This window comes from Streptomyces pristinaespiralis (genome assembly GCF_001278075.1).
GTDB classification, from domain to species: domain Bacteria; phylum Actinomycetota; class Actinomycetes; order Streptomycetales; family Streptomycetaceae; genus Streptomyces; species Streptomyces pristinaespiralis.
In genome coordinates this window covers 6,485,686-6,497,284 of record NZ_CP011340.1, presented here as the reverse complement: position 1 = coordinate 6,497,284, position 11,599 = coordinate 6,485,686, and the positions used below count along the sequence as shown (strand labels likewise).

8 protein-coding genes are annotated in these 11,599 nt (G+C 72.3%); 3 read left to right on the top strand and 5 right to left on the bottom strand.

Going from position 1 to position 11,599, the window contains the following annotated elements:
• Positions 1-86 precede the first annotated feature (86 nt).
• The gene (locus SPRI_RS27695; protein WP_005318956.1) at positions 87-1,019 is read left to right on the top strand and encodes a hypothetical protein; all 933 of its coding nucleotides are present in this window, start codon (positions 87-89) and stop codon (positions 1,017-1,019) included.
• 33 nt (positions 1,020-1,052) lie between these two features.
• On the opposite strand, the gene SPRI_RS27690 is transcribed toward SPRI_RS27695, so the two are convergent.
• Positions 1,053-1,475 (bottom strand): Rieske (2Fe-2S) protein, encoded by a 423-nt coding sequence (locus SPRI_RS27690; protein ID WP_005318954.1) that lies wholly within the window; start codon positions 1,473-1,475, stop codon positions 1,053-1,055.
• Between the two features lie 294 nt (positions 1,476-1,769).
• Positions 1,770-4,754: an excinuclease ABC subunit UvrA gene (gene uvrA, locus SPRI_RS27685; protein ID WP_037774992.1), complete on the bottom strand. Its 2,985-nt coding sequence runs from the start codon at positions 4,752-4,754 to the stop codon at positions 1,770-1,772.
• 196 nt (positions 4,755-4,950) lie between these two features.
• Between uvrA and SPRI_RS27680 the strand changes: the two genes are divergently transcribed.
• Together SPRI_RS27680 and SPRI_RS27675 are read left to right on the top strand one after the other, a co-directional pair.
• Complete coding sequence (locus SPRI_RS27680; RefSeq protein WP_005318951.1) at positions 4,951-5,634, top strand: maleylpyruvate isomerase family mycothiol-dependent enzyme; 684 nt, start codon at positions 4,951-4,953, stop codon at positions 5,632-5,634.
• Positions 5,635-5,644: 10 nt separating this feature from the next.
• Positions 5,645-6,301 carry an MBL fold metallo-hydrolase gene (locus SPRI_RS27675; RefSeq protein WP_005318948.1) on the top strand — a complete coding sequence of 219 codons (657 nt, stop codon included), beginning with the start codon at positions 5,645-5,647 and terminating at the stop codon, positions 6,299-6,301.
• A 245-nt stretch (positions 6,302-6,546) separates the two neighbouring features.
• Here SPRI_RS27675 and SPRI_RS27670 read toward each other — a convergent pair whose 3' ends face one another.
• The 3 genes from SPRI_RS27670 to SPRI_RS27660 form a co-directional block, all read right to left on the bottom strand.
• Positions 6,547-7,206: an alpha/beta hydrolase gene (locus SPRI_RS27670; protein ID WP_238996258.1), complete on the bottom strand. Its 660-nt coding sequence runs from the start codon at positions 7,204-7,206 to the stop codon at positions 6,547-6,549.
• Between the two features lie 147 nt (positions 7,207-7,353).
• Positions 7,354-8,340 (bottom strand): TerC/Alx family metal homeostasis membrane protein, encoded by a 987-nt coding sequence (locus SPRI_RS27665; protein ID WP_005318945.1) that lies wholly within the window; start codon positions 8,338-8,340, stop codon positions 7,354-7,356.
• 1,218 nt (positions 8,341-9,558) lie between these two features.
• Positions 9,559-11,505, bottom strand: a complete 1,947-nt coding sequence (locus tag SPRI_RS27660; RefSeq protein WP_053557433.1) for a TerD family protein — start codon at positions 11,503-11,505, stop codon at positions 9,559-9,561.
• Between the last annotated feature and the right edge of the window lie 94 nt (positions 11,506-11,599).

Here is an 11,599-nt window from a genome sequence, read left to right as displayed (position 1 = left end):
TCAATGCGGGGTTACGCGCCGCTGTGAACGGCCCGATCCGGATGTGAACACTTCCGTCCGGCGTTCCACTTTCCCCGGAGGAATCCATGGGCCACACCGAGGCCGAGCTGGCACAGGTGCTGCACACCGGCCCCTTCCATCTCGCGCTCCGCGCCGCCCTCGCCGTACGGGGCCTGCCGCTCCAGCGCGTCCAGCACCACCTCGCCCACCGCGGGATCAAGGTCGGCGTGACGAGCCTCAGTTACTGGCAGCAGGGCGCCCGGCGCCCGCAGCGCCCCGAGTCGCTGCGGGCCGTGCGAGCGCTGGAGGAGGTCCTCGGCCTCCCGGCCCACTCCCTGGTGCGGCTGCTCGGCAGCGGCGAGGCCGGCGGGCGCCCCGGGACGGAGCCGCCCGCCGCCCGCCCGCACCACACGCTCGAGGCATCCCTGGACGCGGCGGAACGGCTCCTCACCGGTCTCCGCTCCACCCAGAGCCACGGCCTGCACACCGTCGGGCACCAGGAGCGGGTGCGGATCGGTGCGGGGCGGCAGCTGCTGGGACGGGAATCGCAGCAGGTCGTACGGGCCCACCGCGACGGCGTCGACCGCTGCCTCGCCGTCCACCGCGGCGGGAGGGGCTGCGACCCGGCGGCCGTGGAGGTGAGCGCCCTGGAGAACTGCCGGCCGGGGCAGGTGCGGTGGGACCGGACGAGCGGCATCGTGGTCGCCGAGCTGATCTTCGACGCCCCGCTGCGGGAGGGCGAGACGTACGTCTTCGGCTACGGTTTCGAGGACGGGACCGGCGGCCCGAGCACCGAGTACGTACGCGGCTTCAGCTCCGCGGGCGGGCAGTACATGCTCCAGGTGCGCTTCGAGCAGGGCGCCCTGCCCAAACGGTGCCACCGCTTCTCCCGGGCCACGACAGGGGCACCGCGGGGCGCCAGCACGCCGCTCACACCCGGCGCGCGGCACCGCACGGTGCACCTCGTGGAGCAGGGGGTCCGCCCGGGGATCCTGGGCATCGCCTGGGACTGGGACTGAGCCGCGTCTCCCGCAGGCGCGTGGTGGCGCCGGTCAGGCGCCGGGGCCCGCGACGAGCTTGCCGCCCTCGGCCCTGACCGGGACCTCGGGCAGCGGAACGGTGGCCGGACCCTTCAGTGCCTTGCCGCTCGTCACGTCGAAGCGGCTGCCGTGGCAGGGGCAGTTGCCCTCGGTGCCCTCCACCTTGTCGAGGACGCAGCCGGCGTGGGTGCACTGGGCGCTGAAGGCCTTGTACTCGCCCTTGGCGGGGCAGTGCACGATCAGACGCTGCTCCCGGTACAGCTTGGCCCCGCCAACCGGTACGGCTTCCGCCGGGCCCAGGTCCACGGGTGCGGTGGGAGTGGGCACCTCCGCGTGTCCCAGCTTGGATTCGGTGGAACATCCGACGATCCCCAGCCCGGCGGCCCCGGCGAAGGCGGCGCCCTTCAGGACGGCACGGCGGGCGGTCGGGGACATGGGGACTCCATGGGTGGGTCGAGTGGGGCGTGATCGAGATCGCGGGTCGGCCGGGGGCCTTGCCGCCCCTGACAGACCCGACGATACCGGCGGAGATCGCCGCCGCGTCGGGCGGGTGGACGTGAGCGCTGCGACCACTGCCGCCGGGCGATCCCGGTCGAGTCGAGGAGAGGGTCGACGCGGGCGGAGCCCCCGTGAACAGGGGCCGGGTACGACTGTCCCCCCACGGCCACCGGGCCGTGGGGGGAGGGTCGGGGGGCGGCCCCGCACAGCGGAACCGCACCCCCACTCACGTCACGCCTTCCGGGCCGCCCGCGCCGCCGTCTTCTTCGCAGGCTTCGCCGCCGTCGCCGCTGCCTTCGCCGACGTCCCCGCCTTCGCCGACCTCGTCGGCTTACGCGCCGCCGGCACCGCAGCCGCCGCGTCGCTGATCCGGTCCGCGTCGAGGATGTCGCGCAGGAACTTGCCGGTGTGGCTCGCCGGGACGCCCGCGACCTGCTCGGGAGTGCCCTCGGCGATCACCAGGCCGCCGCCGCTGCCGCCTTCGGGGCCCATGTCCACGACCCAGTCCGCCGTCTTGATGACGTCGAGGTTGTGCTCGATGACGATCACCGAGTTCCCCTTGTCGACGAGGTCGGACAGCACGTTGATCAGCTTGCTGATGTCCTCGAAGTGCAGACCGGTGGTCGGCTCGTCCAGGACGTAGACCGTGCGGCCGGTGGACCGCTTCTGCAGCTCGGACGCCAGCTTCACACGCTGCGCCTCACCGCCCGACAGCGTCGGCGCGGACTGGCCGAGCCTGACGTAGCCGAGGCCCACCTCGTTGAGGGTGCGCAGATGGCGGGAGATCGTCGGGACGGCCTCGAAGAAGTGCAGCGCCTCCTCGATCGGCATGTCCAGGACCTCGGCGATGGACTTCCCCTTGTAGTGGACCTCCAGCGTCTCGCGGTTGTACCGCGCTCCGTGGCAGACCTCGCACGGGACGTAGACGTCCGGCAGGAAGTTCATCTCGATCTTGATGGTGCCGTCGCCGGAGCAGTTCTCGCAGCGGCCGCCCTTGACGTTGAAGGAGAACCGGCCCGGCAGATAGCCGCGGACCTTGGCCTCCATCGTCTCCGCGAAGAGCCTGCGGACGTGGTCGAAGACTCCCGTGTACGTCGCCGGGTTCGACCGCGGGGTGCGGCCGATGGGCGACTGGTCGACGTGGACCACCTTGTCGACGAGGTCGTCGCCGTCGACCCGGGTGTGCCGGCCCGGCACCGACTTCGCGCCGTTCAGCTCACGGGCGAGGTGGGTGTAGAGGATGTCGTTGACGAGGGTCGACTTTCCGGAGCCGGAGACTCCGGTGACGGCCGTGAGGACGCCGAGCGGGAACGCGACGTCGATGTCCCGGAGGTTGTTCTCCCGGGCGCCGTGCACGGTCAGGCTGCGTGACGGGTCGACCGGGCGGCGCAGCTCCGGGGTCGGGATGGACCGCTTCCCGGAGAGGTACTGCCCGGTGATCGACTCCTTGTTGGACAGCAGCTGCTTCAGCGACCCGGAGTGCACGACCTTGCCACCGTGCTCACCCGCGCCGGGGCCGATGTCGACGACCCAGTCCGCGACCTTGATCGTGTCCTCGTCGTGCTCCACGACGATGAGCGTGTTACCCATGTCGCGCAGCCGGACGAGGGTCTCGATCAGCCGGTGGTTGTCCCGCTGGTGGAGACCGATGGACGGCTCGTCGAGGACGTAGAGCACACCGACGAGACCGGAGCCGATCTGGGTGGCGAGCCGGATCCGCTGGGCCTCGCCACCGGACAGGGTGCCGGCAGCGCGGTTGAGCGACAGATAGTCCAGGCCGACGTCGACGAGGAAGCGCAGCCGCTCGTTGACCTCCTTGAGGACCCGCTCGGCGATCTTCTTGTCGCGGGCGTTCAGCTTGAGGCGGCCGAGGAACTCGGCGCACTCGCTGATGGACATCGCGGAGACCTCGGCGATGGACTTCTCCATCACGGTGACCGCGAGGACGATCGGCTTGAGGCGGGTGCCCTCACAGGTGGGGCACGGCACCTCGCGCATATAGCCCTCGAAGCGCTCCCTGCTGGAGTCGCTCTCGGCCTCGGAGTGCCGCCGCTTGACGAACTGCACGGCCCCTTCGAAGGCGGGGGTGGTCCAGGCGCGCTCGCGTCCGTAGCGGTTGCGGTAGCGGACCTCGAGCTGGGTCTTGTGGCCGTGGAGCAGGGCCTTCTTGGCCCGGGCGGGCAGCCCCGCCCACGGCATGTCCGTGGAGAAGCCGAGCGCCTGGGCGAGCCCGTCGATCAGGCGGCCGAAGTACTCCTTGGTGTGGCCGTGCGACCAGGGGTGGATCGCGCCTTCGTCGAGGGACTTCTCCTCGTCGGGGACGATCAGCTCGGGGTCGACCTCCATGCGGGTGCCGATGCCGGTGCAGTCGGGGCAGGCGCCGAAGGGCGAGTTGAAGGAGAAGGAGCGGGGCTCGAGCTCCTCGAAGGACAGGTCGTCGTACGGGCAGTACAGGTGCTCCGAGTACATCCGCTCGCGCTCGGGGTCCTCCTCGGGGAGGTCGACGAAGTCGAGCACGACCATGCCGCCGGAGAGTCCGAGCGCGGTCTCGACGGAGTCGGTGAGCCGGCGCTTGGCGGAGTCCTTCACCGTGAGGCGGTCGACGACCACCTCGATGGTGTGCTTCTCCTGCTTCTTGAGTGTGGGCGGCTCGGCGAGCTGGATCGTCTTCCCGTCGACCCGCGCCCGGCTGTAGCCCTTGGTCTGCAGGTCGGAGAAGAGGTCGACGAACTCGCCCTTGCGCTCGCGCACCAGCGGCGAGAGCACCTGGAAGCGGCTGCCCTCGGGCAGCTCGAGAACCTTGTCGACGATCGCCTGCGGCGACTGGCGCGAGATGGGCCTGCGGCACTCGGGACAGTGCGGCTTGCCGATGCGCGCGAACAGCAGACGGAGGTAGTCGTAGACCTCGGTGATGGTGCCGACCGTGGAGCGCGGGTTGCGCGAGGTCGACTTCTGGTCGATCGAGACGGCCGGGGAGAGGCCCTCGATGAAGTCGACGTCCGGCTTGTCCATCTGTCCGAGGAACTGCCGGGCGTAGGAGGAGAGCGACTCGACGTACCGACGCTGCCCCTCGGCGAAGATCGTGTCGAACGCGAGGGACGACTTGCCAGACCCCGAGAGCCCGGTGAACACGATGAGGGAGTCACGCGGGAGGTCGAGCGAGACGTTTTTCAGGTTGTGCTCGCGAGCGCCACGAACGATGAGACGGTCGGCCACGCCGGTCCGCACCTTTCTGAGTAGAAGCGGAGGCACAGCCCCCGTCCGAGGCTGATTCCCAGCCTATGGGGGCCGCCAGAAGATGAATGCCTGACTTTCAAGGATGCCTCCACCGAGCGTATAGCACGCGCATTCGATTTCAGGACGTCCGCCGAGACCTTCACCCGATCGAGTGGGCGGGGCTAGGGTCGACCTCATGATCGATCCTGTGAGCGACCTGCGCTCTGTACGTGAAGCGACGGACCGGCTCCTCACCGCAGCCGCCGGACTGGACAACGCGGCCGTGGCCGGACCGTCACGGCTGCCGGGCTGGACCCGAGGTCATGTACTGGCCCACATCTCCCGTAACGCCGACGCGCTCGTAAATGTTCTCGAAGGCCGGCCGATGTATGTCACAGGTGAGGCGCGCGACGCCGACATCGAGCGTGACGCGCCCCGCCCGCTCCCCGAGCAGCTCGACGACCTGCGGGCCTCCGCCGAGCGCTTCCAGGAGGCGGGCCGCGCCTCCGGCGACTGGGAGCGCACCGTGGAACTGCGCAACGGCGTGACCGACCGCGCCGCCCGGGTGCCGTTCCGCCGCCTCGTCGAGGTCGAACTGCACCATGTCGACCTGGGAGCCGGCTACGAGCTGGAGGACCTGCCGAAGGAGTTCACCGAGCGGGAGACCGAGTTCCTGGCAGAGCGCTGGAGCGGCCGCTCCGACGTCCCGCCGACCCGGATCGTCACCGCCGGCGGCGAGTGGCGTACGGGCGGTTCCGAGGGCGCACCAGTCACCGTCTCCGGCTCCCCCGCCGACGTCCTGGGCTGGCTGTCCGGCCGCCGCGACGGCTCGGCCCTGGAGTGCGCCACAGGCCCGCTCCCCGCACTGCCCCCGCTATAGGCTGAGACGCATGACATACAGCGGAGCGGTGAAGGTCGGCGGCCCGGCGGACGTGCACGAACTCGCCGACCTGATGATCTCCAAGGTCGCGGTCGGACCGATGGACAACAACGCCTATCTGTTGCGCTGCAGGGCCACTGGCGAGCAGTTGCTGATCGACGCCGCGGCCGACCCGGAGACACTGCTGCAGCTGATCGGCGACGACTCCATCGCCTCCGTCGTGACCACGCACCGGCACGGCGACCACTGGCAGGCGCTGGAGGAGGTGGTGCGGGCGACCGGCGCGCGTACCTACGCCGGGCGTCATGACGCGGACGGCATCCCCGTCCCCACCGACGTGCCCGTCGACGACGGCGACACGATCCGGGTGGGGCGGGTGGAGCTGACCGCCCGTCACCTCGTCGGTCACACTCCGGGTTCCATCGTGCTCGTCTACGACGACCCGCACGGCCACCCGCACGTCTTCACCGGTGACTGCCTGTTCCCGGGCGGCGTGGGCAACACCCGCGACGACCCGAAGGCGTTCACGAGCCTGCTCGACGGCGTCGAGGAGAAGCTGTTCGCCCGCCTCCCCGACGAGACCTGGGTCTACCCGGGGCACGGCAAGGACACCAGCCTGGGCGAGGAGCGGCCGCATCTGGCCGAGTGGCGGGCACGCGGCTGGTAGGACGGCCGTCCCCTGCCTGTCTGTCCGGCCCGACGGGAGGCGGTGGGAGCTGCCGGGCTCCCACCGACCTGACGCCAGGCGGCGGGAGCAGCCGCCGGTAGGACGGCAGGCGGCGGAGCAGCCGCTGGTACGGCGGCAGGCCGGGGGGCAGCCGTCGGCGTGACGGCAGGGGCCGGAGCAGCCGGGCAGTCGCCGGTCCGACGTCGGCAGCGACGGCAGGCGGCGGCCCGTCCGTGCGAGGCCGGTCAGCTTGCGGTGCCGAGCAGTTCGAGCACCAGGCGTGTGGTGTGCGCGTGCCAGTCGGCCGCGCCGCGGAGCATCGCATGGTCACCCCCGGGCATCGGCAGTTCGCGGACGTCGGCGCCCGCTGCTCGGGCCCGTGCGGCGAAGGCCCACGTCTGCGCCGGGTCGGTGATCCGGTCGCGGTCCCCGTGCAGCAGCACCACGGTCCTGCCGGCGAGGTGGTCGACCGGGTCCTCCGGCGGGCACCAGGGGGCGAGGCCCACGACCGCTTTCACCTGCGGGTGGCCCGCCGCGTGCAGGGCGGCCCGTGCGCCCATGGAGTGGCCCACCAGGACCGTCGGCACGGCACCGGCCAGTGTGGCCAGTTCGTCCATCGCCAGTCGGGCGTCACGGGCGGCGTCGGCGCGCTCGCCGTTCCAGCCGCGGTGGCCGTAGCGGACCCGGCCCAGCGCCACGGGCCGGCCGGCCGTGGCGCGGCCTATGGCCCGTACGAACGGCCTCATCCGCGCGAGCGGGAGGTTGAGGGCGGGCGGTGGCTCCAGAGCGTCGGCGCGGCCGCCGTGCAGCAGCAGGACGGCTGCTCGCGGCTGCCCGACGGACCGGTACAGCCGCAGCGCGGGCAGGGGCTCCTTCACGCCTGTACGTACGGCGATGACGATCACGTCCTCGGTCTCGGCCGGGTGTTGTCGTGGGGCACGGTCACAGTACGAGGTGCCGGGCAACGAACGACGGCGGGTGCGGACGGTGCTGCCGTCCGCACCCGCCGGTGCGTGTTCCGCGGGCTGCGCGGTATGCGCAGACCGTCAGGCTCAGGCCTCGATGCTGTCCTTCTGCGTGCCCTCGGCCGCCTCACGCTCCGCCTGCTTCTTGGAGGCGATCAGGCTGGTGACCGTGGTGATGATCAGCACGCCACAGATCACCGCCAGCGAGACCGGGATGGAGATCTCCGGGACGTGCACACCGCTCTCGTGCAGGGCGTGCAACACCAGCTTCACACCGATGAATCCGAGGATCACCGACAGGCCGTAGCTGAGGTGGACCAGCTTCTTGAGCAGTCCGCCGATGAGGAAGTACAGCTGCCGCAGACCCATCAGGGCGAAGGCGTTCGCCGTGAAGACGATGTACGGGTCCTGGGTCAGACCGAAGATCGCGGGGATCGAGTCCAGCGCGAAGAGCACATCGGTGGTGCCGATGGCGAGCATGACGACCATCAGCGGCGTCAGGATGCGCTTCCCGTTGTTACGGATGAAGAGCTTGGTGCCGTGGTACTTGTCGGCGACGCCGAAGCGGTGCTCGATCGACTTGAGGAGCTTGTTCTCCTCGAACTCCTCCTCCTCGTCCGACCGCGCCTCCTGGATGAGCTTCCAGGCGGTGTAGATCAGGAACGCGCCGAAGATGTAGAAGACCCAGGAGAAGCTGGCGATGATCGCCGCACCGGCGGCGATGAATATGGCGCGCAGCACCAGGGCGATGAGCACACCGATCAGCAGCACCCGCTGCTGGAGGTGGGACGGCACCGCGAACTTCGCCATGATCAGGACGAAGACGAAGAGGTTGTCGACGCTCAGCGACTTCTCGGTGATGAAGCCGGCGAAGAACTCGCCTGACGCCTGGCTCTCACCGGCGAACAGCAGGCCGAGACCGAAGAGCGCGGCCAGCGCGATCCAGACCACGGTCCAGATGCCGGCTTCCTTGATCGACACGTCGTGGGGCTTCCGCCCGATGAAGAAGTCGACCGCGATGAGGGCGCTCAGACCGAGAATGGTCAGCACCCAGAGGTTCATTGAAACGTCCACTGCGCCTCCGGCGTCGTACGGCTACTGATCAGCGTCGTCGCTGCCGGAGGTCTCCTCCACCCGGGCGTGCGCCACGGGCCGACGCCCCGGGACCTGTCTGTCGGTCCGTATTGACGGGCACGCCGCGAGTCGGGAGTACTCCCCTCCGCGTAAAGAAGGTACATGAAAGACCAAGTAAAGGTAAAGGCCGAGGTAAAGCAGAGGTCAAGTGACCAGGTCGGGCGGGGCCTGCCCGCGGCAGGGGGTACGCTCGCCTGCCGCACTGCCGGGGAGCGCAGGCCCGGTCGCCGCACCCGCCGGGCGGCGCGGGCTCGGCCGGCGGCAACGTGAGCGGCGTGGACCGGGCCGCCGCGCGGCGGGGGTGCCGGGTCGGCCTGCCGCACTGTCGACGCCGTGCGGCTGCTGCCAGACAGCCGGGGGCAGGCCGGGCCGCCACAGCTCAGCTGCGCAGGGTCAGGTGCCTACGGCAGCGTCATCGGCGTGGACCGGGCGTTGCGCCCAGAGGTGCGCTCGCCTGCCGCGGGACTGAAGGCGCAGTCCCGGCCGCTGCGCCCGCCGGGCGGCGCGGGCCGGCCGGCGGCAGCGCCAGCGGTGTGGACCGGGCCGCTGCGGCCGGGAGTGGGCTCGCCTGCCGCACGGTCGGAGAAGCGGGCCGGGACGCCGCGCGCCGGGGAGCGCGGGCTTGGGCCCACGGCAGGGGCAACGCCGAGGCCGGGCCTCTGCATGGCGGGATCCGCTCGCCTGCCTCGCGGCAAGGCGCGGGGAGAATCCGCTCGCCTGCCTCGCGGCAAGGCGCGCCTAGACGCTCGGCGGCGCGGGGCCGGCCGGCCTACGGCACCGTCAGCGGCGCAGGCGGGCCTGCCGCCACGCTCGGCGACACGAGGCCGAGCAGCCGCCACACGCTCGGCGGCGCGAGGCCGGCCCCGCGGCACCGTCAGCGGCACAGGTGGGCCTGCCGCCACGCTCGGCGACACGGGCCGAGCAGCCGCCACACGCTCGGCGGCACAAGGCCGGGCCGGCCTACGGCACCGTCAGCGGCACAGGCGGGCCTGCCGCCACGCTCGGCGACACGAGGCCGGGCGGCCGCCACACGCTCGCCTGCCGCGGCGCGGTCGGAGACGCGCACCTTGCGCCGCAGGGACGGAGACGCACGCCGGGCTGCCCCACGCTGGGCGGCCCGGCCCGGCCCGGCTCGGCCCGGCCCGGCCTGCGGCAGCGTCAGCGGTTCCAGGATCTGCGGGCCTCCGTCACGCGGGTCAGGACCTGGCGCAGCACGTCACTGCCCTCGGGCACCGTCAGCGGCTCGTACGTCCACGCGTGCCGCACCCACGGGTCGGCCAGGTGGTCGTCGGGGACCGGTGTGACACGCAGCAGCGAACGCCACAGCGGATCGAGGACCGGGCCGTAGGCCGTGGCGTCCTCCCGGTCCGCGACCATCATCAGGTGGACCCCGACGGCCGGGCCCTCGTCGGCGAGATAGCGCAGTTGGTTGACCGCGCGGTCGTCGAAGCCGTGCGGGAAGTCGTTGACGATCAGCAGTTGCTCGCCGGTGTCGAGATCGGGGGGCAGCGAGTCGGCCGCCCCGCCGCGCACGGCCATCGTCACCAGGTCGACCCGCTCGGTGAGCTTGGCAAGGACGGCGCTCACGCCCTGGGCGCCGGCGGCCGGCGGACCGGCGAGGGCCCCGGATTCCACCAGCGGCGCCAGGGAGGCGGCGGCGGAGCCGGCCGGGTCGATGGCGTGGACGGTGAACTCGCCGGGCGGGTACACGGCGAGCAGCCGGGCGGCGAGCGCGACCGCCGAGTCGACGGCGAGCCGGCGCAGCCGCGCCTCGTCCACCGCCATCGCGGCGTCCGAGCTCGAGCGGCCGCTGTCCACCCACAGGCCGCGCTCCAGCGGCAGGCGCACCAGGCAGGGGATCCGCAGCTCGGGGCTCTCCGGCAGATGGAGGTCGCCGAGGCGCAGCGCCATCGGGATCTCCATGGGGACGCGGTAGGCGTGCCAGCACGGGTTGTCCCAGCGGGCGAACGCGGGCGGCAGCGCCGGCTCGACGACCTCGGACTCCGCCGCCAGCTGGGCGAGGTCGCGGTCGAGGACCTGGCGGGCCTGGTCGGTCAGCTGCTCGCACTTGGCCCGTGCCGCGGCCCTCGCGGCGTCGCCGGTGCTGCCGATGCGGCTGCGCGGGTCGGACAGGACGCTGTCGAGCTCCTTGTCCATCCGGGACTCGGCGAACTCGACGGCGCTGCGGTACGCGGCGACGGCCCGGGCGAGGTCCTCGAACATCCCCCAGACCTGGTTGTAGAGCCGCTCCTCCATGGACCAGCCGCTCGCGTCGCCCGCCACCGGCGTGGGCGGGCGCCCGGGCTCCGCGGGCTGTGCCGTGGGGGCCGGCGGGGGCGGCGCCGACTGCCTGCGCGGATGGGCGTAGTTGATGGGACCGCCGGGCATCTGCGGGGCGTCGGGCGTGGGCGTCTGCGGAGCGGGATCGGCGCCGGCGGGCTGGGGGGCGGCGAGGCCGCCGCTGAGCGTGGCGTCCGCGGGGGACGGCTGGTCCGGGCCGGACGCCGCTCCGGCGGCGTCGGCGGCCGTGTGCAGCCGGGCCGGCTCCGCACGGTGCGCGCGTGGCACGGCGGTCTCCTGGATGGCCGCCGCCGTCCGGTCGGCCTGGGCCATGCCCTGGTCGGCCAGCAGCTGGGCGAGCCCGCCCGCGTACCCCTGGCCCACGGCGCGGACCTTCCACGCACCCTGGCGGCGGTACAGCTCGACGGCGACGAGCGCGGTCTCGGTGTCCAGACCGGTGATGGTGAAACTGGCCAGCTCGGAGCCGTCCTTGGCCATGACCGCGACGAAGGGCGCGGCGGTGACGCCGAAGCGGTCGGGGCCGCCGGCGCCCACGGGGAGGGCGAGCAGCAGGTTGACCTGGTGCACCTCCGCGGGCACCGCGTCCAGGTCGACAGCGAAACGGGGGGACCGCTCGGCGCGCTCCGGCACCTCGACGCCGGGCAGGCCGGTGGCGCCGGGGTGGGCCACCCAGTCCTCACGCGCGGCCCCCCGCTCGTCGGAGCAGGTGGCGCAGGCGACGACCGGATGGCCGGCCGACACGCGGATCTCAAGTCGGCTGTCGGGCAAGGGGTGGTTCTGCCCCCGGACCAGCTCGGCCGTCATCGCTCTGTCCCCTCGGTGCGCTGCTGTTGCGGTTGGTACGCGGGCAGCTCCCGGCGGCTGTGCCTCCGGGAGCTGCGGTCCGACTCTGAATGCC

Bases quoted from the DNA above. Each gene is read 5' to 3' on its own strand.
- SPRI_RS27695 (WP_005318956.1), top strand. From the start codon at position 87: ATGGGCCACACCGAGGCCGAGCTGGCACAGGTGCTGCACACCGGCCCC.
- SPRI_RS27690 (WP_005318954.1), bottom strand. From the start codon at position 1,475: ATGTCCCCGACCGCCCGCCGTGCCGTCCTGAAGGGCGCCGCCTTCGCC.
- SPRI_RS27680 (WP_005318951.1), top strand. From the start codon at position 4,951: ATGATCGATCCTGTGAGCGACCTGCGCTCTGTACGTGAAGCGACGGAC.
- SPRI_RS27675 (WP_005318948.1), top strand. From the start codon at position 5,645: ATGACATACAGCGGAGCGGTGAAGGTCGGCGGCCCGGCGGACGTGCAC.
- SPRI_RS27660 (WP_053557433.1), bottom strand. From the start codon at position 11,505: ATGACGGCCGAGCTGGTCCGGGGGCAGAACCACCCCTTGCCCGACAGC.